Annotated in this window: 16 protein-coding genes and 2 pseudogenes; 4 read left to right on the forward strand and 14 right to left on the reverse strand. The window is 62.6% G+C overall.

Features of this window, described 5'->3' with window-relative positions; genetic code table 11:
• Window position 1: 1 nt before the first annotated feature.
• The 4 genes from ACMNAY_RS04240 to ACMNAY_RS04255 form a co-directional block, all read right to left on the reverse strand.
• Complete coding sequence (locus ACMNAY_RS04240; RefSeq protein ID WP_418718510.1) at window positions 2-4,675, reverse strand: hypothetical protein; 4,674 nt, start codon at window positions 4,673-4,675, stop codon at window positions 2-4.
• On the reverse strand, window positions 4,672-5,601 hold the full coding sequence (locus ACMNAY_RS04245) for a helix-turn-helix domain-containing protein (protein ID WP_394966434.1): 930 nt from the start codon (window positions 5,599-5,601) through the stop codon (window positions 4,672-4,674). Before ACMNAY_RS04245 ends, ACMNAY_RS04240 begins: the two co-directional genes overlap by 4 nt.
• Before the next feature lie 19 nt (window positions 5,602-5,620).
• Window positions 5,621-6,460, reverse strand: a complete 840-nt coding sequence (locus ACMNAY_RS04250) for a hypothetical protein (RefSeq protein ID WP_394966432.1) — start codon at window positions 6,458-6,460, stop codon at window positions 5,621-5,623.
• Between the two features lie 68 nt (window positions 6,461-6,528).
• The gene (locus ACMNAY_RS04255; protein WP_394976624.1) at window positions 6,529-7,590 is read right to left on the reverse strand and encodes a Gfo/Idh/MocA family protein; all 1,062 of its coding nucleotides are present in this window, start codon (window positions 7,588-7,590) and stop codon (window positions 6,529-6,531) included.
• A gap of 505 nt (window positions 7,591-8,095) precedes the next feature.
• Between ACMNAY_RS04255 and ACMNAY_RS04260 the strand changes: the two genes are divergently transcribed.
• Window positions 8,096-8,554, forward strand: coding sequence for an arsenate reductase ArsC (locus tag ACMNAY_RS04260; protein WP_418718528.1), 459 nt, complete (start codon window positions 8,096-8,098; stop codon window positions 8,552-8,554).
• A 59-nt stretch (window positions 8,555-8,613) separates the two neighbouring features.
• Here ACMNAY_RS04260 and ACMNAY_RS04265 read toward each other — a convergent pair whose 3' ends face one another.
• The 10 genes and pseudogenes from ACMNAY_RS04265 to uxaC all read right to left on the reverse strand — a co-directional run bounded on the left by ACMNAY_RS04265 (window position 8,614) and on the right by uxaC (window position 17,822).
• Window positions 8,614-9,084 (reverse strand): DUF7000 family protein, encoded by a 471-nt coding sequence (locus ACMNAY_RS04265; RefSeq protein WP_418718511.1) that lies wholly within the window; start codon window positions 9,082-9,084, stop codon window positions 8,614-8,616.
• Window positions 9,085-9,114: 30 nt separating this feature from the next.
• A complete protein-coding gene (locus tag ACMNAY_RS04270; protein WP_418718512.1) occupies window positions 9,115-10,152 on the reverse strand; it encodes an alcohol dehydrogenase in 1,038 nt (345 codons plus the stop codon).
• A 265-nt stretch (window positions 10,153-10,417) separates the two neighbouring features.
• On the reverse strand, window positions 10,418-11,134 hold the full coding sequence (locus ACMNAY_RS04275) for a class B sortase (protein ID WP_418718513.1): 717 nt from the start codon (window positions 11,132-11,134) through the stop codon (window positions 10,418-10,420).
• A gap of 95 nt (window positions 11,135-11,229) precedes the next feature.
• Window positions 11,230-12,303 carry a sugar kinase gene (locus ACMNAY_RS04280; protein ID WP_418718514.1) on the reverse strand — a complete coding sequence of 358 codons (1,074 nt, stop codon included), beginning with the start codon at window positions 12,301-12,303 and terminating at the stop codon, window positions 11,230-11,232.
• 68 nt (window positions 12,304-12,371) lie between these two features.
• Window positions 12,372-13,398 (reverse strand): annotated as a pseudogene (locus ACMNAY_RS04285) (PfkB family carbohydrate kinase).
• 69 nt (window positions 13,399-13,467) lie between these two features.
• A complete protein-coding gene (locus tag ACMNAY_RS04290; RefSeq protein WP_394966418.1) occupies window positions 13,468-13,815 on the reverse strand; it encodes a VOC family protein in 348 nt (115 codons plus the stop codon).
• Entirely contained in the window at window positions 13,808-14,455 is a 648-nt protein-coding gene (eda, locus tag ACMNAY_RS04295) for a bifunctional 4-hydroxy-2-oxoglutarate aldolase/2-dehydro-3-deoxy-phosphogluconate aldolase (protein WP_418718515.1), read from the reverse strand. Before eda ends, ACMNAY_RS04290 begins: the two co-directional genes overlap by 8 nt.
• 22 nt (window positions 14,456-14,477) lie before the next feature.
• A complete protein-coding gene (locus tag ACMNAY_RS04300; protein WP_418718516.1) occupies window positions 14,478-15,332 on the reverse strand; it encodes an SDR family oxidoreductase in 855 nt (284 codons plus the stop codon).
• 15 nt (window positions 15,333-15,347) lie between these two features.
• A pseudogene (uxuA, locus tag ACMNAY_RS04305) lies at window positions 15,348-16,397 on the reverse strand (mannonate dehydratase).
• Between the two features lie 18 nt (window positions 16,398-16,415).
• Window positions 16,416-17,822: a glucuronate isomerase gene (gene uxaC / locus ACMNAY_RS04310; protein ID WP_418718517.1), complete on the reverse strand. Its 1,407-nt coding sequence runs from the start codon at window positions 17,820-17,822 to the stop codon at window positions 16,416-16,418.
• Between the two features lie 123 nt (window positions 17,823-17,945).
• Here uxaC and ACMNAY_RS04315 point away from each other — a divergent pair, with 123 nt between their 5' ends.
• The 3 genes from ACMNAY_RS04315 (at window position 17,946) to ACMNAY_RS04325 (ending at window position 20,873) form a co-directional block, all read left to right on the forward strand.
• Window positions 17,946-18,800: an AraC family transcriptional regulator gene (locus tag ACMNAY_RS04315; protein WP_418718518.1), complete on the forward strand. Its 855-nt coding sequence runs from the start codon at window positions 17,946-17,948 to the stop codon at window positions 18,798-18,800.
• Window positions 18,801-18,869: 69 nt separating this feature from the next.
• On the forward strand, window positions 18,870-19,571 hold the full coding sequence (locus tag ACMNAY_RS04320) for a LytR/AlgR family response regulator transcription factor (RefSeq protein ID WP_418718519.1): 702 nt from the start codon (window positions 18,870-18,872) through the stop codon (window positions 19,569-19,571).
• A 3-nt stretch (window positions 19,572-19,574) separates the two neighbouring features.
• Window positions 19,575-20,873: an ATP-binding protein gene (locus ACMNAY_RS04325; protein ID WP_418718520.1), complete on the forward strand. Its 1,299-nt coding sequence runs from the start codon at window positions 19,575-19,577 to the stop codon at window positions 20,871-20,873.
• The last annotated feature ends 57 nt before the right edge of the window (window positions 20,874-20,930 follow it).

Here is a 20,930-nt window from a genome sequence, read left to right on the forward strand (position 1 = left end):
ATCAGCCTTCCTGCTCCTCCTGTCGGGATTTGTTGCGCAGAGCGACGCCCACGCCCACACCGGCCACTGCCGCCACGGCACAGGCCGCGACCACCGCCGCCGTCAGGTTGCGTCTCTTTTCCGTCTGGGATGCGCCCGCCTGCACGCTCAGCTGGGCCAGATCCATCGGCTCCCAGCTGCGGGCAGTGCTCTCGCCGGGCCAGCCGGGGCCCGTGCGGCCGGTCTGCAGGACCGCCTCGGACGATGCGCCCGCGGCGCTGCTGCCGGTGCCGGGTTCGATGATCAGCGCGTCGTAGGCGTTGTAGCCCCAGTTGGCCACCAGCTCGATGAAGTTGTAGCCGGCTTCCAGATAGATGCCGCCCTCGGGCATCGCGGGGGTGAGCCTGCCGTTGAGATAGGACTCCACGCCCGCCGGGCTGTAGACCCACTGCTTGGGCTGGGCATGGGTGGCGACCATATACTGATAGGTCTGGTTGAGCCAGAGGTAGTCGCACTTGTCGCCCTCGGGAGCGGTGCCCGCCACCAGGTAGATGTTATAGGTGCCGCTCTCCGGCACGAACAGGTCCAGCTCCGCGCCTTTGTCGAACAGGTACACATACCCGCTGCCGCTGTAGCCTCCGTAGGGGATGGCGTCGTTGCTGCGGGCGGTGTTGCCCACCACGCGGCCCTCCTCCAGTTCATACCACAGCCTGCCTTCCGGCGCGTCGGGGTCGCGCATCAGGGCGTTGATGCGCGCGTTGCACATCAGCAGCCGCCCGCGGTAGCTCAGCTTATACTGGTCTTCCGCTTTCATGGACAGATAGGCCTTGTAGATGCGCTTCACCGTGTCCATGCGGCCCAGGTCCACTTCATTGTACCAGGGCAGCTCGGCGGCCATCTCCTCTACCTCGTCCAGGGTGAAATAGCCTTCATAGTCATACCCGAAGAAGGGCTCGATGTAAAACGCGTCATAGCAGGAGTAGCCCCAGTTCGCCTTCACCACGATGGTGTTCCAGCCCTTGTTCAGCCAGAAGCCGGAGGCCGGATACTGCGGCGACAGGCCGCCGTTGAGGTAGCGCTCACGGCCGGGCTGGCTCACGTTCCAGCCGCCGTTCATATCCCGGGGCGTGTAGACCAAAAGCGTCTCTCCGCCGTTCACGGTGACATAGTCGCACTTGTCGCCGCTGCCCTCGGTGCCGCTGACCATGTTCAGCCGGTAGGTGCCCGCCTGCGGCACATAAAAGCGCAGGGTCACGCTGCCGTCAAAGATGTAGGCATAGCCGCGGCCGCTGAAGTTTTTCATGTTGCCGTCCGCGCCCACGATGGCCGCGCCGGAGGCGGAGGGGGCTCCGTCCTCGAATTCGTACTGCCAGCGGTTCGCGGGAGCATTGGGGTCCCGCGCCAGGGCGTTTGCACGGGCGCTGCACAGGAGCAGTTTTTCCAGCTGCTGCGCCGTGAGTTTGGCTTTATCGCTGTCGGTAAGTTCCAGATAGCCCTGATAGGCTTTCTGCACCGCCGCCACATCCGCTGCGGTGAGCTTATCCGGCTGAGGCAGGGCCTCGATCATCGCAACCACATCGGTGAGGGTGGCATATCCGCCTTCCGTCTCGCCGTCGGCCGGCTGGATGAAGAGATAGTCAAGGTTGGAATAGCCCCAGCCCGATTTGACGGTGATGGTGTTCCAGCCGGCGGTCAGCTCAAAGCCGGCGGCAGGCGGCTGGGGATCCAGCACGTCTTCCGTGTAGCGCTCGCGGCCGGGCTCGCTTTCCACCCACCGGCCCGCGCTGTTTTTCGGCACATAGACCAGCAGGTTCTCGCCGCCGTTGACAATGACATTGTCGCACTTATCATCGGCCGTCTCGGAACCGGCGGCCAGGTACAGGTCGTACCGGCCGCTGCGCGGCACATAGAAGGACAGCGACACGCTGCCGTCACCCAGCCAGACATAGCCCGTGCCGGAGTAGGACTTCATGTTGCCCTCGGCCCCCAGCACAGCCGCCGTGCCGGTGACCGCTCCGTTTTCAAACTCGTAGAGATAGCGCTCGGCGTCCGCCGGCGCTCCCGCATCCAGCGCGGCGAGCCGCGCGCCGCACAGCAGCAGTTTTCCCTGCACCGACTGGGGGAACGCACCGGGGTTCTGGGGCTCCAGCGCATCGTACCAGAAGCGGGCGTTCTCATAAGCCGCGCGATCCGCGGTGGTCATATTCTCCGGGGCGGGCAGCGCCTCGATGAGAGCAATGGTCTGCTCGACGGTGAGGATTTCGCCCACCTTTTCAAAGACAAATTTGTCGTAATAGCACCAGTTCACCTCGCTGGTGAGCATAAAGGTCACTTCGCCCGCTTCCAGCGCCAGCAGCTTTTCGCCGCCCTGTCCGTCGCTCAGCGTCACCCAGTTCCAGCCGGGGGCGTCCTGCTTTTCGATCACGAACACGCCCTGCTGGCCACCAGCATGACCCATGCCGGTGCCGCTGTTTTCAGCGCGGCGGCCCACCCGGGCGTGCACCCGGTACAAACCGCCTTCCGTCAGCGACAGCGAATAGTCTACCCGAGCGTTTTCGCCGGTGATACGGAGTGCGGTGTTGCCCTCGGTCTGGTTCAGCTGGGTGTCGGTGCCGCACACGCTTGCGCCGGCGAATACGTAGCCGGCCTCGGCCTCCACCAGCAGGCCCTTGGGCTCATCGGGCAGTTCGCCAACTTTTTCAAAAACGATCTTATCGTAATAGCACCATGCGGCGCCCTTGTATTCAATGGAGAAGGTATGAGTCCCGGCCTCCAGTTCGGCCTCGACCACCGGCTGCACCGCCGCCCATTCGGGGCTTGCGCCCGCCGGAACCGTCAGCTCATAGCCGGCGCCGTCCAGCATAAAGGTGTCAGTACCGGAGTTGTCCGCGCGGCTGCCCGCGTAGACCGTAACGGTGTACAGGCCGTCCTCGGGCAGTGTGACGGAATAATCCAGTTTAGCGGCTCCGCCCAGCATGCGCACGCAGCTGCCGGCGCTCACCGCACTGAAGTTGCCGTCGCCGGTGGAAATCTTGAAGCCGCTGCCCTTGCCGGCAGTGAACGCGCCGGCTTCGGCCTCCAACGCAAGCGGATCACCTGTGGGAGCCGGGCCGGATGCGGGGGTGAACTCGAAGCGGTCATAATAGCACCAGGCGGCGCTTTCGTATGTAAGGGTCAGGGTGTTGGCGCCCTTTTCCAGCCAGACCGGGCCGGCGGTGTGGCCCGCCCCGTCGGTGAGCGGCGCCGCGAACAGATTCGGCTTTGTCGCGCCGGGGGCAACGACATTGTATTCCGTGCCGTTGACCGTGACCTTGTCGCGGCCGGTGTCCGCGTCGGCGATGCTGCCCACATAGACCGCCAGGTCATACCAGCCGGCCGCGGGCGCGTTTGCCGTATAGGTAAGGGTCACCGCCTGGCCGTTCATGCGGATGCCACCGCCCTGAGCCTGGTCGGGGAAGTGCCCGCCGCAGTTGTCAGACTTCTCAGCGCCGGAGCCCTCCATTTTCGCGTAGCCCTCCGCCTGCACCGTGAAGGGCGCCGCGGGCAGTTCGCCCACCTTTTCAAAAACGATCTTGTCGTAATAGCACCAGTGGGCCGAGACATGCAGAACGGCACTCATCTCGCCCGCCTTAAGCGCGAGCTGTGCGGGCTGGCCTTCGTCGTCGGTCAGGCACAGGGCCGCCCAGTTGGGCGCGGTGCCCGCGGGCACCTCCACCGCGTAGTCCGCGCCGTTCACCGACAGCCGGTCGGAAGCACTGTCCGTTGCCCGGCTGCCGCCGTAGACCCAGACATTGTAAAGGCCGTGTGAGGGGATGGAGACTTTATAGGTCAGGTCCGCCGCCGCGCCCTGCACCCGGACACAGCCCGAACCGCTGAGGGCGAGGAAATTCCCGTCGCCGGTGGAGGTCAGCGTCCCGGCGCTTTCCGCCTCCACCACGGTGCTGTTCGCCGCGTCCGGTCCGGCGGGGAGGTCGCCCACACGGATAAATTCAAACTTGTCGTAGTAGCACCAGTGGGCCGTCGCCGCTTTCAGGCTGAAGGTGTGCGCCCCCGCCGTCAGGGCGAACGTCGCCAGGGCGCCGCCGCTGGAGTCGGTCACCGCCAGCTCCTGCCAGTTGGGCGCGGTGCCGTCGGGCACTGTCACCTTGCCCGAAAGGGAACCCATCTCGAACACGTCGGTGGCGGAATTGCCCGCACGGCTGCCGCCGTAGACTTTCACCTGGTACAGACCATCCTGAGGGATGGAAACAGTGTAGTCGATCTGCGTATTGTTCTCCCAGATGCGCACGCAGCTGCCGCCGCTGGGGAGAGGGGTGAAGTTGCCGTCACCGGTCGACACACCGCCGCCGCTGACGATCGTGCCGCTCTCGGCCTCCACGGTGACGGCCTGCTCGTTCAGCGGCACAAAATCCGGCAGAGCCTGCACCGTTTCCTCGGGCACAGACTCAGCCGGTGCTTCTTCGGGCAATGCCTCCGCTTCGGGCGCGGGCTCCGCGGGCGCCTCTTCGGCCGGGGCTGGCGTCTGCTGCGCGTCGCCGGCCGTTTCCGGGGCAGGTTCCTCTTCATTTTCCTGTGCAGGCTCCGCAGCAGCTGTGACAGGCTGTTCCTGCACAGGGTCTGTTTCCGCGAACGTGGGCGTTATCACGATGCTGGCCGCAATGGACACGGCGAGCAGCAAGGACAGCAGTCGTTTCACTGGGATTCCCTCCTCTGCGCAGTTTCCTCCCCGTAGGCTTCCATCTGATGCCGTTCCCGCTGCAGGTAGGCGGTGGGCGAAACGCCCATCACCCGCCGGAACGCCTTGGAGAAGGACTGCACGCTTTCGTAGTTCAGCCGTTCGGCTATCTCGGTGACACTGAATTCCTGATACTTCAAAAGCTGCCTTGCACGTTCGATCTTTTTCTGACTGATATACTTTTGAAGCGTGATGCCGGTGACCCGGGCAAAAAAGTGCGAAAGATAGGTGTAGTTATAACACAGTGTGTCGGCGATCTGCCGCACGCTGGTGATCTGCTCCACATTTTCGCCCACATACTGGATGATCTTGTAGACCTCCGTGCTCACAGACCGGCTTTCCGACTTGCGTTCCGGCCAGCTTTTGCGGATCACCTTCGAGTCGCGAACGGCCTGGATCACGATCTGCTCGCAATAGCTCTGCAGCATCTGATACCACAGAAGCGTTTTGGAATACAGCTCGTTGATGGCGCGCAGGAACGGGTCCATCACATCGTGGCGGTCTTTCACCAGGATGTAGGGCAGTTCGTAGCAGGCCTTCAGGATCGCAAGGTCGTTCAGATCGGAGCTCTCATTAAAGCGAAAGCCGATGTAAGCAAAGCGAAGGATGTCCCGCTCTGCCGCACGGATGGCGTGCTGATGGCCCATGGAACACATCAGCACATCGCCCTCACGCAGGGGGATCTTTTTTCCGTCCACGCTGGCTTCGCCGGAACCGGAAATGATGTAGGTAACCTCGTGCACGAACTGCTCGTGCTCTTCGATCTCAAATCCGTGTTCGCAGCTGATCTCGCCCAGCTGATACAGATCGATCCACCCGCATGAAAGCGGCTCGTCCCAGAACTCATTGTCAAAATGAAACTGTTTCCCCAGCTTCTCTGCTTTCATCGGCTTTCCTCTGATTCGTTTATTCGGGAAGTTTCACCCACTGGTCGGGAGTGGACATGGCTTTGTGGCCGTATTCCAGGATCGTGATGACCTGGAGGGTCTCCTCCGCGGGAACGCGGGGCACGCCGTCCTCAAAGAAAGCCACCAGCTGTTTGATGAACTGCTGATAGAAGTCGGACGCGCCCTGGATGACCCGGGCGTGGTCGCCTTTATAGTTGATGGCCACGCTGAAATCGCACTCCCAGCCCAGCTGCACCATGGTGGCGCAGCGGCCGTCGCGGTAGCGCAGGATGAACGCGGGCGTGCTCTCGGTGCCGGTATACATGATCTTCTCCACGCCGGCGCCCATCATGCAGATGATCGGCTCCAGCTGATGGATGCCGTAGTTGCCGAACATACCCGGGCCGCGGCTGCTGATGAACTCGATGCCCTCCTTGTTCACGTCGGCGTACTCGCGGGAATAGCGCAGCGCGGAGGTGGAGAAGAAGGGGGTGTTGCCCTTTCTGGCCATCTCGATGATGCGCAGCGCGGTCTCACGGTCCACCGCGAAGGTCTTGTCCACATAGGTGGGCTTGCCGCTGGCCAGAGGCAGCGCGCACAGCTCCTCATGCATTTCGGGGTTGTCCGGCGACATAACGATCAGGCAGTCGCTTTTTTCGATCAGCTCGTTCACATCGTCCAGCAGTTCGATGCCCTGCTCCGCGCAGCACTGCGCGTTGGTCTTGCCGTCCGGCTTGTCCATCTTGGCCCAGGCATACACGATCTGGCTCTCGCCGCCGGAAGCCTCGCGGATCCAGGTGGGATAATTCTCGAAATGATACTGATCGAGATAATAGTCGATCACACCGATTTTTTTCATGATGTTCCTCTTTTCACTCACAGGCTGCCGCCGGCAGTGCCGGCGGCAGCGGTGCGTCGTTGTGTCGTTCAGCCGAAGCTGACCTCTTTGCCCGCGTCGGAAGAGTCGTAGATCGCCTGCATGATCTGGGAGGTGATCACCGCGTTGTCGATGCTGGCGGGGCTCTGGCCGCCGTTCAGGATCTGATCCACGAAGGCGTTGATCTCGTTCTCATAGTGGTTGGTGGTGGGATAGCGGGGATTGCTCTCCACCAGCGCACCGTCCTTGGTGGTGTACAGGGTGTAGTTGCCGCCGTACTGCAGGCGGATGCCCGCCTTGTCGCCGATGAAGTCGATGTACATCTCATCCTTGCCGATGTTCTGCGCCCAGGCGCCGTTCAGGGTGATGACCGGGCCCTCGGTGCGGATCAGGGCAGTGACGGAGTCGTCCACATCGTAAACGCCGTCCTTGACCGGCGGGCCGGCCCACATATCCAGGTAGGTGTAGCCCTCGATGTCCTTGCCCAGCTTGCTGAAGGCGGTGCCGGACACGGTCTTGGGCGCGGGGTCGCCGCAGCAGTACATCACGATGTCCAGGAAGTGGACGCCCCAGTCGATCAGCGCGCCGCCGCCGGCGATGGCCTTGGTGGTGAAAGCGCCGCCCAGGCCGGGGATGCTGCGGTGAGAGCGGAAGCTGATGTAAACGTGGTACACCTCGCCCAGTTCGCCGGCGTCGATGGCCTTTTTGATGCGGTTCACCGCCGTGTTGAACCGGTTGCACACGCCGATGGTCAGGATGCGGCCGGTCTCATGCTGGACTTTCTGCATCTCCAGCGCCTCGCTGTAGGTGCGGGCGGCCGGCTTCTCACACAGAACGTCCTTGCCGGCGCGCAGGAACGCCATGGCAATCTCGGCGTGGACGTTGTTGGGCGTACAAACGGACACCGCGTCCACCTCGTCGCTGTTCAGCAGTTCGCGGTAATCTTCCACAGCCTTGCCGCAGCCGTATTTTTCAACTGCGTCCTGCGCCCGCTGCGCGATGATATCACAAAAATAAGTGATCTCCACATTGGGGTTCTTCAGATATGCAGGAATATGGGCATTATTCGCGATCGTACCGCATCCGATCACTGCAATTTTAACTTTTTTCATAAAATACCTCCATAGAAGCGATGGGATTTGTCTAAATTATACTTCGGCACTTTTTGTTTGACCATGTTTCAATTATCACACAGTGTTGTCCAGATTTGCGTTTTTGGCCATAGACAATTTCCCTAAAAAGCCGGTGTTCGTTCTGCACCGGCGCCCCGTTTTCGCTTCTGGCGCCCTTTTCCTCTTCCGTTTTTTCGAAAAAGAGCCTTCGAAGGAGGCTTTTTCTCTTCTCCCGCCGAGCACATCCACAGGTTTTTCCTTTTTTCGGCACGCTTCAATGGGACCGCAAGACGAATACGAATCAGTGCCGCCTTTCATTGCACCTGCAAAGCAGCGGTCGGGCGGCCCATGGCAAAAACAAATTCGCGCATCCTGAGCCCTTCTCTTCCCGCGCGGGCAGCGGCATGGCTTTTCCCCTTCCGCTGTGGTATAATTTTTCTAACAGCTGTGCGATGATCTCGGCTCAGCCTCAGAGAGGAGAATGGATTTGGACCTGAAAAGACCTTTGCGATTTTGCTCGGCCCGGAGCGAGGGCCCAGCTTGTACCGCTGCCGCTCCAAAGCCACGGGTAGCGTTTCTCTGCGTTCACAACTCCTGCCGCAGCCAGATGGCGGAAGCGCTGGGCAGGAAGCTGGCCGGAGACGTTTTTGAAAGCTTTTCCGCCGGCACCGAACCCGGCGGCCGCATCAACCCCGACGCCGTCCGGCTGATGAAGCAGGTCCACGGCATCGACATGGAGGCAAGCCAGCACAGCAAGGCCCTCGCCGACCTGCCCCCGGTGGACGTGGTCGTCACCATGGGCTGCAACGTCCAGTGCCCGACGCTGCCCTGCACCCACCGGGAGGACTGGGGGCTGGACGATCCCACCGGCAAAGGAGACGAGGCGTTTCTCGCTGTTATGCAGCGCATTGAGGAAAAGGTCCTTGACCTGAAGCGCCGCGCGCAGGCGGGCGCCTGGAAATGATTCAAAAAGCCGGGAGACTCTGAACATCAGAGCCTCCCGGCTTTTTCTGCTCATGGTATTCAGGCCCCGGCAATGCGCAGCAGCTGCCCGGCCGCTTCTTTTACCGCCGCAGCCACCCCCGGGCCGTCGGACAGATCTGTCTCCACCGGAAGGCGCACCAGCCAGTCACAGCGGGCCGGATCGGCGGCGGTCTCCATGGGCGGCGGGCAGGCCGACAGCTGCCGGGCCCAGCGGCACTGGGCCGCCCGGTTCACGCCGGAAAGCCACACCTCCAGCCGGAACGAGCGGTGCACGAACGCCACCACCAGCTTCAGGCTCTTTTCCCTCAGCTCCGGAGGGCAAAAAGAAAAGTAGGCATATTCCATGGCGTTTTCGCAAATGCCGCCCTGAAAGCGGCAGCCCGGCAGCTGCCGTTCCAGCTCTGTGCGCAGCCAGCGGAACATCCGGATGAACTCCTGATAGGCCGGCTGCAGGTCGGTGGTCTGCAGCAGCGTGCGGTAACGCTCCAAAAGGGCGCGGTCAAAATTCATGACAGTGTTCTCTCCCGCGGCGTCTTTGCCTCAGTCCATGGAAACGGCCACCTTGATGACCCCGTCCCGGCGGTGTTCGAACAGGTCGTAGGCCGCGGCGATGTCCTTCAAGGGATAGGTGTGGGTGATCAGCGGCGTGGTGTCCAGTTTGCCGGCGGCGATAAGCCGCAGGGTCTCTTCGCAGTCGCAGCCGTCCACGCCGCCGGTCTTGAACACGAGGTTCTTGCCGTACATCTCCGGCAGCGGCAACACCTGCGGCCCGTCGTAGAGGGCCACCACCGTGACCACCGCGTTGGGGCGGGCGCAGTCCCACGCCATGCGGAAGGTCTCCTCGCTGCCCGCCACTTCCGGCACCGCGTCGGCGCCGCCGTGGTCGCTGTGGGCCAGCACAAATTCCTTCAGTCCCTCGGGCGCGGCCGTCAGCACTTCAGGCCAGTGGGCGCGGACAAAGGCCAGACGGCTCTCGTCCACATCGCAGACGATGACCCGCCCGGGCCGGTGCAGCAGCACACACTGCAGGGTGCACAGGCCTGTGGGCCCCGCACCGATGATGAGCACCGTGTCCTGGGCCTTGATCTCGGAGATGCGCGCGGCCCAATAGCCGGTGGCCAGCACGTCGCCCACCAGCAGGGCCTGGCGGTCGCTGACTTCGTCCGGGATCTTATTCAGGCCCTGGTCCGCATAGGGCACCCGGACATACTCGGCCTGGCCGCCGTCGATGCGGCAGCCCAGCGCCCAGCCGCCATTGGGGTCGGTGCAGTTGTTCACCCAGCCGTTTTGGCAGAAAAAGCACTCGCCGCAGAAGGTCTCCACGTTCACCGTCACCCGGTCGCCGGGCTTCACAGAAGTGACGGCGGAGCCGACCTGCTCCACCACGCCCACCATCTCGTGGCCCACCGTGATGCCGGGCACCGCCCGGGGCACACTGCCGTGCTTGATGTGCAGGTCGCTGGAGCAAATGCTGGCCAGCGTCACCTTGACGATGGCGTCCCGCGCGTTTTGAAGGACGGGCTTCGGTTTTTCCAAAAGCTCAAATTTGCCCCGCTCCACATAGGTATATGCCAGCATAAACGTCCCATCCCTTTCCGAACTCAGGCCTGTGGCGTCCGGGGCATATTCTCTCCCCTGCCACTCATATAAATACATATTAACACAGAACTCCGGCGCAGACATCACGCAGACAAAAATTTCACTTTTTCATGTTAAAATTTCCGCAGCGCCGGGTCCAGGGCGTCTGCGCAGGGGTTTCCGCGGGGATGCAGACAGCAGAAAGGGCGGCGTCTTTCTTTTTAAAAGACGCCGCCCTTTCATTCAGGCTATGAAAACTTTTGCATTATTCCGTTTCCACCGCAACCACCACGGTGCGGGCGCCTTCCCAATCGTAGGCGCAGGTGACGAGGGTGAGCAGGCGGTCCTCTTGATCTGCCGTGTAGCCGCTGGTTTGCAGAAGCTGGCCGGCAAAGGACAAAAAGTCCTCGTCGCCGGCAAAGTCGACCCGGGTGAAGGGGATCTGGTTGATGTCGGTCTTCATGGCGGCGACGATCTTATAATTCCGGACGCCCTCCGGTGTTTCCAGGGTGAGCGCCGCGTGCTCCCGCAGAAAGCCCTCATCCAGCATTTCCTTCAGCACGCCGAACATCGAACCATCGTTCATGTTGTGGCCGTAGATGACCAGATTGCGGCTTTGGGGCGTGCAGTCGAACTGAAAGAACAGGCTGCCCGCCATGCGCCACTCATGGTCATAGTTGCGGCGCAGGTAGTGCTCCGGGTCGTCCGCGCCGCTTTGCAGCACCGGGTAGTCCACCACGGTGCCCGGAATGGTGAGCCACGCCTTTATATCCGGATACTGCTGCTGCAGCGCCGCGAAGTCGATGTCCGGCTCATCCGCCGCCGCTTCGCAGGGCGCGGAGGATGCCGCGGGGCGGGTATATTCCTCCCGCAGCGTTTGCACCTCCTGCGCCGTCATGTGCGGCCGGCCCGCCACGATCCAGAAGATGTTGGCAAGGCACACCGCGATCACCACCCAGAGAAACGCTTTCAAAACACGCATGGGAGCCTCACCGCCTTTCTTGCACCATTATATAATAGCAGGCCCGGAGCGCAAAGTAAAGCGTCTGTCGGCTTTGCCGCGGAAAAGAATGATGCTCACCGTTTGATGTCGTAGCTTTGGTTCATCACCGAGCGGATGGATTGGGCGTCATCGGTGATGTTGCCGTCGCCGTGGATGGTGTGCTTGAGGACGCTGCTGGCCACGGCGAAATCCAGCGTTTCCTGCGGCGCATAATTGTTCATCATGGAGTAGATCAGCCCGCTGGCAAAGGCGTCTCCGCCGCCCACCCGGTCCAGGATGGTGAAGGTGATGAGCCGGCTTTCATAGGTTTTTCCGCCGAACCACATATAGGCTTTGAGGCTGTTCTCGCTGCCGCTGTGGGCATAGCGCACATGGCGGGCGATGCATTTCAGGTTGGGGTAGCGGGCGACGAACGCCTCAAAGACCCGCGCCTGTTCCTCAAAGGAAGGCTGCAGGGGCACGCCGTCTTTCCAATCGCCTTTGGAGTGGTCGGCCTCGTCCTTCCACAGATGATAGGGCTCGATGCCCAAAAGCACGTCCACATAGGGCAGGCACCGGGTACAGAAGTCCCGGGCCTCCTCCCAGGTCCAGAGGGTGCTGCGGAAGTTGCCGTCGAAGCTGATGGTCATTCCCTTTTTGCGGCCCGTTTTCAGGCACTCCATCACCAGCTTGGCACAGGACGGGCCCAGCGCCGGCGTGATGCCGCTGAGGTGCAGCCAGTCGTAGCCTTCCAGCAGGCGGTCGATGTCCACCTTTTTGTAATCGTATTCCGTGAAGGCGCTGTGCTTTCTGTCGCAGATCACCTTGCCGGAGCGGATGCCGTAGCCGTTTTCCAGATAGTAGGTGCCCAGGCGGTGGGTGGGCACCTCGTCCGGCCCCGCAAGGATCACCGGGCTGCAATGGACGTCGTTGCTGCGCAGCATCCGCACGGCGCTTTTTCCCAGGCTGTTGTCCGGCGCCACCGTGAACAGGGTGCTGTCCACCCCCAGGTTGGCCAGCGCCAGGGCAATGTTCGCCTCGCTGCCGCCGTAGCTCGCCCCAAAGCTGTTGGCCACCCGGATCATCTCATAGTCGGGCGGCGTGAGCCGCAGCATCACCTCGCCCACCGTGATGAACCGCCCGGCGCGGCCGCACTTCTCTTGTTGCATACCGTCTTACCCCCTCTTTGCAAAAAAGCAGCGCCGGCTGACATTCGGTCAGCCGGCGCTTGCGTTTTTTACCGCTGTACGCGGCCGGAGCCGTCGCCGCCGGCCAGTTTTTCCACTTCCGCCACGGTGGCGAAGTTGTAGTCGCCCTCGATGGAGTGCTTCAGCGCGGAAGCAGCCACCGCGAACTCCACCGCCTGCTGGCTGGTGCGGCCCCCCCAGCAGGGCGTGGATCAGGCCGCCGCCGAAGCTGTCGCCGCCGCCGATGCGGTCGATGATGTGCAGGTGGTACACCTTGGAGAAGCAGTACTCGTTCGCGGCCACGTCGTAGAGCATGGCGCTCCAGTCGTTGTCGAAAGCGGACTTGCTCTCACGCAGGGTGATGGCCACCTTCTCGAAGCCGAACTTCTCCGCCAGCTGACGGGCCACGGACTTGTAGCCCTCCTTGTTCAGCGCGCCGGCGGCGATGTCGGTGGCCTCCGCCTCGATGCCGAACACGTCCTTGGCGTCCTCCTCGTTGGAGATGCACACGTCCACATACTGGCACAGACGGGTCATGGCGGCGCGGGCCTGCTCACGGGTCCACAGCTTGCCGCGGTAGTTCAGATCGCAGCTGATCTTCACGCCGCGGGCCTTGGCGGCCTTGCAGGCCTCCTCGCAGGCGGTGACCAGGTTCTCGCCCAGCGCCGGGGTGATGCCGGTGAAGTGGAACCAGTCGGCGCCCTCAAAGATGGCGTCCCAGTCGAAGTCGCTGGGGCTGGACTCCTGGATGGCGGAATGAGCGCGGTCGTAGATGCAGACGCTGGGCCGCTGGGAAGCACCCTTCTCGTTGAAGTAGATGCCCACACGGTCGCCCCCGCGGACGATCTTGGTGGTGTCCACGCCGTAGCGGCGCAGGCTGTTCACCGCCGCCTGGCCGATGGCATGGGCGGGCAGCTTGGTCACGAACACGGCGTCATCGCCGTAGTTGGCCAGCGACACCGCCACGTTGGCCTCGCCGCCGCCGAAGGTGAATTCCAGGTGGTCCGCCTGGACGAACCGCTCGTAGTTATAAGGCTGCAGCCGGATCATCAGCTCGCCGAAGGTAACGATCTTCATAGGTATCTTTCCTTTCTTATTGTTCAACGGTCACGGCCCCGGCACAGCGACGCCTGCCGGGGCTCTGTTTTATTTTTTGCCCACAAGATGCACGGCGAAGCCGCAGATCTCATCGGCCAGATAGATGGCGTTCAGGGTGCCGTCCGCCAGATACTTGGCAGTGGACGGATCGAAGGCAAAACCTTTGGCCTCCAGTTCCCGCTGGGCTTCGGCCACGTTGGGGGTGCCGATGGCGATGTGGCCGTGGGTGCCCTTATAGGGCTCCTTCATGACCTCCACGCCGCTGCCCGCGAACACCGAGCTGTTGCCGGCCTTCACTTCAAAGCCGAACAGGGCGCCGAACAGCTCCGCGGTGCGAAGCGCCTCTTCAGCGTTTTGGGCGTTGATGCCCACATGAGCCAGAGAGAACTCAGCCATTGCCCCGTACCTCGTTCACGATCTCCACGCTCTTCTTGCACAGGTCGATGATCTCGTCCCACTTCTGGTTGTCGATCAGGTCGGCGGTGACCATGTAGGAGCCGCCGCAGGCACAGATGGTGGAGCAGGAGAGATATTCCTTCAGGTTCTTCAGAGAGATGCCGCCGGTGGGCATGATCTTGAACATGGCGAAGGGTGCCGCCATGGACTTGATCTTGGCAAGGCCGCCGGACTGCTCCGCCGGGAAGGACTTCAGCACTTCCAGGCCCAGCTTGTAGGCGGTGTGATAATCGGTGGGGGTGGTGCAGCCGGGGTAGACCGGCACGCCCTTCTGCTGGCAGTAGACCACGATGTCCGGGTCAAGGCCGGGGCAGACGATGAACTGAGCGCCCGCTTCCAGCGCCTCGTCCACCTGGGCGGTGGAGAGAACGGTGCCGGCGCCCACCAGCATCTCGGGCTGGGCCTCGTGCATCAGACGGATGGCGGTGGCAGCGCCCGCGGCGCGGAAGGTCACTTCCGCCACCGGCAGCCCGCCCTCGCACAGGGCCGCGGCCAGAGGGGCGGCGTCACTCTCGGGGTGGTTCAGTTTGATGACCGGCACGACGCCGATCTTGGAAATGCGCTCGGAAATGGGATTCATACGTATCGCTCCTTTCCTTAGATCACACACCGGAATAGGCGGAGAAGCCGCCGTCGATGGGAATGCAAACGCCGGTGATGAAGCTGGCGGCCTCGTTGTTCAGCAGGAACAACACCGCGCCCGCCAGTTCCTTGTCGGTGTCGCCGAAGCGGCCCATGGGGGTAGCGGCCAGGATCTTGCCGGTGCGGGCGGTGGGGGTGCCGTCCTCGTTGAACAGCAGCTTCTGGTTCTGCTGGGTGGAGAAGAAGCCGGGGGCGATGGCGTTCACGCGGATGCCCACCTTGCTGAAGTGCACCGCCAGCCACTGGGTGAAGTTGCTCACCGCGGCCTTGGCGCCGGAGTAGGCGGGGATCTTGGTCAGCGGGGTGTAGGCGTTCATGGAGGAGATGTTCAGGATGTTGCATCCCTCGCGGCCCACCATCTGGCGGGCAAAGGCCTGGGTGGGCAGCAGGGTGCCGATGAAGTTCAGGTTGAACACGAACTCCACGCCGCTGGTCTCCAGATCGAAGAAGCTCTTGGTGTCGCCGTCGATGTCGCCCACCTCAAAGTACTCCTTGTCGGTGGTGGCGCGGGGGTTGTTGCCGCCGGCGCCGTTGATGAGGATGTCGCAGGGGCCCAGGTCAGCGGCCACCGCGTCGGCCACGGCGTAGCAGTTGTCCTTGTCCAGAACATTGCACTTATAAGCCTTGGCCACGCCGCCCTCGGCGGCGATCTCGTCGGCAAACTTGCCGGCGGCTTCCTCGTTCAGGTCCAGCAGGGCCACCTTGGCGCCCGCACGGGCCAGCACCTTGGCGAAAGCGGAGCAGAGCACGCCGCCCGCGCCGGTGACAACAGCGACCTTGCCGGTCAGATCGGTATTCAGAACGTTCTTTTCCATTGTTGTATCCTCCGTTTATGCCTTCAGGGCCTTTTCCCAGGCCTCGAACAGTCCGTTGATGTAGGTAGCGCCCAGAGCGCGGTCGTACAGGCCGTAGCCGGGCTTGCCTTCCTCGCCCCAGATCATGCGGCCGTGGTCGGGCCGGACGTAGCCGTCAAAGCCGTTCTCCACCAGAACGCGCACGATCTCGCTGATGTCCAGGCTGCCGCAGGAAGACAGATGGGCACGCTCCTCGAAGGAGCCGTCCTCCATGATCTTCACGTTGCGGATGTGCATGAAGGCGATGCGGTCCATCGCCGCGTACTTGCGCACCATGGCCACCACGTCGTTGCTGGCGGCGCAGCCCAGGCTGCCGGTGCACAGGCACAGGCAGTTGCCGGGAGAACCCACCAGCTTGAGGAAGCGGTCCAGGTTTTCCTCACAGGTGATGATGCGGGGCAGGCCAAAGATGGGGTACGGGGGATCGTCGGGATGAATGGCCATCTTCACGCCGCACTCCTCGGCCACGGGAATGACCTTCTTGAGGAAGCGCTCCAGGTTGGCCCACAGGCCCTCTTCGCCCAGCTCACCGTAGGCGGCGATCAGCTCACGCACCTCCTGCTGGGTGTAGCTGGAGTCCCAGCCGGGGAGATGGATGTCGTCCTTCAGGGGGTCGAGGCCCTTCATCTGCTCCCAGTACATCACCAGGCTGGTGGAGCCGTCAGCGGCTTTCTTATCCAGCTGGGTGCGGGTCCAGTCGAACACGGGCATGAAGTTGTAGGTCACGCACTTCACGCCGTACTCCGCGCAGCGGCGGATGTTCTCGCAGTAGACCTCCAGCAGCTGGCCCACGTTGCCGCGGCCCAGCTTGATGTCCTCGTGCACGGGGATGGACTCCACCACGTCGAACACAAGGCCGTTTGAGTCGCAGTCCGCCTTCAGGGCGGCCAGGCTCTCCCGGGGCCACACCTCGCCGGGCTTCACGTCGTAGACCGCGGTCACGACGCTGCGCATGCCGGGGATCTGGCGGATGTACTCCAGGGGGATGGCGTCCTCACGCCCGTACTATCGGAAAGACAGCTTCATTTGCGTTTCCTCTCTTTCTTAAAGTCCAAAGTATCGTTCGGCGTTGTTGCAGCAGATATCCTGCACCAGAGCGCCCAGAGTTTCCATATCCGCCGGGTATTCGCCGTTTTCCACCCAGCGGCCGATGAGGCTGCACAGGATGCGGCGGAAGTATTCGTGGCGGGCGTAGCTCAAAAAGCTGCGGCTGTCGGTGAGCATGCCGATGAAGTTGCCCAGCACGCTCAGGTTGGCCAGGCTGGTGAGCTGTTCGGTCATGCCGGTCTTGTGGTCGTTGAACCACCAGGCGCTGCCGTGCTGGATCTTGCCGGGGATCTCGGAGCTCTGGAAGGCGCCCAGCAGGGTGTCCAGCCAGGCGTTGTCCGCCGGGTTCAGGCTGTAGAGCACCGTTTTGGGCAGATTGCCCTCCGCCTCCAGCGCGTCCATCAGCCGGTAGGTGGCGGCGCAGCTGTCGGTCACGGCGATGCAGTCAAAGCCGCTGTCCGGGCCCAGGGTGGCCATCATCCGGCTGTTGGGGTTGCGCATGCAGCTGAAGTGCAGCTGCATCACCCAGCCCAGGCGGGCGTACTCCCGGGCGCAGTGGAGCAGCAGGGCGGTCTGGTAGCCCTCGGCCTCCTCGCGGGTCAGCGCTTCGCCGGCCAGCGCCTTTTGCAGCGCGGCGGTGGCGGCCTCGTCGCTCACCGGGCGGAACATCACATAGTCAAGGCCGTGGTCCGCCGAGCGGCAGCCGTGGGCGTCGAAGTATTCGATGCGCTCGCTCAGCGCGGCGCACACGTCCTGTGCCGTGGCGATGGAGCGGCCGGTGACCTGCTCCAGCTTTTTGATGTAGGAGGCAAAACCCGCCTTGTGCAGATTCACCGCCGGGTCGGGGCGGAAGCTGGGGCACACCCGGGCGGAGAAGCTCTCGTCCGCCGCCAGCTTTTCGTGCCAGCAAAGGTCGCTGCAGGGGTCGTCGGTGGTGCCCACCATGGCCACGTTGCTGCCGGTGATGAAGCCGCGGGCGCTCATGGCCGGGTCGTTCTTCAGCTTTTCGTTGCACAGCTGCCAGACTTCCTCAGCGGTGCTGCCGTTCAGCACGCCGGTGTAGCCGAAGTAGTTTTTCAGCTCCAGGTGGCACCAGTGGTACATGGGGTTGCCGATGGCCCGGGGCAGCGTTTCGGCAAACTTCTGGAACTTCTCCCGGTCGGGCGCGTCGCCGGTGATGTACTTTTCGTCCACGCCGTTGGAGCGCATGAGGCGCCATTTGTAGTGGTCGCCTCCCAGCCAGACCTGGGCGATGTTGTCAAACCGCCGGTCCTCGAAGATCTCCTTCGGATCAATGTGGCAGTGATAGTCGATGATGGGCATCTTCTCGGCCCAGCCGTGATACAGCTTGCGGGCCGTTTCGGTGTCCAGCAGAAAATCGGGATGCGCGATCGCGTTTTCCATCTTGCCGCCTCCTGTGTGTTACTGTATTCAGCATACCATGATTTTTACAAGGAAGAATTGCACAGATTGTTTGACACATTGTAATTCTTGCTATAAGATAAAAAGCAGAGGCAGGTGAGGCGAATGAAGACGGTTTTTCAGCCCTTTGACCCCCGGCAGGAGATGCGCCGGCCGGATTTTGAGATCTTTCACAACAAGGATATGCACCTGGATTCGGTGGGCCTGCACCACCACGATTTTTACGAGGTCTACTTCTTTTTGGGCGGCAAGGCGGAATACCGGGTGGAAGGCCGCCTGTACCGGCTGCGGCCGGGGGACGTGCTGCTGCTGAGCCCCATGGAGCTGCATCAGGTGACGGTGCAGGCCGGGCGGGTGCCCTATGAGCGCATCGTGCTGTGGATCTCCCGCTCCTATCTCGCCTCGCTGGGCAGCGGCGAGGACTCCCTCTCCCGCTGCTTTGACAACGCCCTCAGCGAACACACCAACCTGCTCAAGCGCTCGGACGGGGTGCAGGTGCAGCCGCTGTTCGAGCAGCTGCTGGAAGAGCGTTCCCAAAACCTTTACGCCGGCGAGGCCTGCGCCCGGGGCTATCTGCTGCAGCTTCTGGTGCAGCTGAACCGGCTGGCGCTGAACAGCCGTCAGCAGGCCGGCGAGAACAGCCCCCTTGTCTCCCGCGCGGTGGCCCACATCAACAGCCATTATGCCGAGGAGATCACCCTGGACGACCTGGCCGCGCAGCTGCATGTGAGCAAATATTATCTCTGCCACGAGTTCAGCCGGGTGGCCGGCACCAGCGTCTACCGGTTCATCACCCTCAAACGGCTGCAGATCGCCCGGGAGCTGCTTTTGCAGGGGGCGGCCCCCAGCGAGGCGGCGGCACAGTGCGGTTTCAAAGATTATCCCAATTTCTACCGCGCCTTCAAAACGCGCTATCGGCTGAGCCCCAGCGACTGTGTGCTGCGGGGCGGCGAGTTCTGACCCGCCTTTTGCAAAGCCGGTCCGCGTATGCTATAATGATGAACACTTTTTTTACAGGAGGTTTCGCCCATGCGCATCTCCATCGTGGAAGACGAGCAGGCCCAGCGGGAGCTGCTTCAAAGCTACATCGACCAATACTCCCGCGAGAGCGGCGTGACCTTTGAGGTGGAGACCTTTGCCGACGGCCGCGACCTGCTGGCCGACTACCATCCGGAGCACGACATCATCCTGCTGGACATCGAACTGCCCGGCATGAACGGCATGGAGATCGCCGAGTGCATCCGTGCCCAGGACGAGGACGTGGTGCTGATGTTCATCACCAACATGGCCCAGTACGCCGTAGGCGGCTACGCTGTGGGCGCGCTGGATTTCGTGCTCAAGCCCATCAACTACAACACCTTCTCCATGCGGTTCGCCCGGGCCATCAAACGGGCCGGTGCGCGCAAGAGCGGGCAGATCCTGCTGAATCTGCCGGACTGTGTGCGGCGCATCGAGACCCAGCAGATTTACTACATCGAAGTGATGAACAAGATGCTCCACTATCACACCCAGGTGGGGGAATTCGTGCTGCGGGGCACCATGCAGAGCGTGGAGAACGAGCTTTCCCGCTACAATTTCGTGCGCTGCAACCACTGGTATCTGGTGAACCTGCGCCATGTGACCGAGCTGCGGCGGGACACCGTTCTGGTGGGCGAGACCGAGCTGGAGATCAGCCGGCGCAACCGCAAGGCGTTCCTGACCGCACTGACCGCGTATGTGGGAGGGCAGTGACCCATGGACTGGAGTCTTTTTCTTACAAATCTGTGGGATCTTCTGGTGCTCTGGTCCTTCACACTGGTCTTTGCGCTGCCCCTGAAAAAGCGGGACAGCCGCTGGAGATCCCGCGCCGCGCTGTGGGCCGGGGCCGGCAGCGTCCTGTTTCTGATCCTCGTCCTGCTGCTGGGCCCGGGCGCGCTGTGGGTCCGGCCGCCGCTGTTCTTCGCGCTGTCGGCCGTGCTGTTCCGGCTGTGCGCCGATCTGACGGGCAAATCCGTTTTGTACTGCGCGGTGTGGGCCACCGTCCTCAGCGATCTTGTGTTCAAATACGACGCGCTGCTGCGTCATTTTCTCAGCGGCCGTCCCCTTCTGCTTTTGTCGGTCTGCACGGTCCTGCTAGTCGGGCTGGTGGCGGGCGTGGGGCTCACCATCGCCCGCTGGATGCCCGACAAGGGCACCTACCACACCGGGCCGCGGCAGCTGACCTTTGCGCTGGTGCTATGGACCATCTCTCTGGGGGCGAACCTGTTCTGGGCGGTGTGGGCGCCCCCTTCGGACCAGATCACCAGCTGGGCGCTGCTGCTTTTGATCAAGTTCTACTGCGCCACGGTGCTCTACCTGCAGCACGGGCTGTTCCAGAAGAGCGCCATCCGCCAGGAGCTGGCCATGATGAACACCCTGTGGATGCAGCACAAAGCCCAGTATGATCTTTCCAAAGAGACCATCGCCCTCATCAACCGCAAGTGCCACGACATGAAGCACCAGATCCGCGCGCTGGAGGCCGTTTGCGCCGGCGGCGCCCGGGAGCAGTACCTCAAGGAAGTGGAGCAGTCGGTGCGCATCTACGACGTGCTGGCCAAGACCGGCAACGAAGTGCTGGACACCGTGCTCACCGAAAAGAGCCTGTTCTGTGAGGCGAGCGGCATCCAGGCAAACTGCGTGGCGGACGGCCGCCTGCTGGATTTCATGGACCCGGTGGATCTTTACACCATCTTCGGCAACGCGCTGGACAACGCCATCGAGAGCGTTTCGGCCATTGAGGACCGCACCCGCCGCATCATCGACGTGCAGGTGTACAGCGAAAAACAGATGCTGGTGATCCAGATCATCAACCCCATCGCCCACGAGCTGACCTTCGACGCGGAGGATCTGCCGGTGAGCACCAAGGAGGCCAACGGCTACCACGGCTTCGGTTTGCGGAGCATCCGCCACACCGCCGAAAAGTACGGCGGCTTTATGACCGTGAAGGCGGAGGACGGCGCTTTCTACCTGCGCCTTCTGCTGCCCCGCAGCCCCCGCCGCGCCCCGGGCGCCTGAAACGTCACGCCGGAACACAAAACGCCCCGGACCTTGCGGTCCGGGGCGTTTTTTTGC

The sequence above is a fragment of the Candidatus Allofournierella merdipullorum genome, assembly GCF_048426865.1.
Classification (GTDB): Bacteria; Bacillota; Clostridia; order Oscillospirales; family Ruminococcaceae; genus Allofournierella_A; species Allofournierella_A merdipullorum.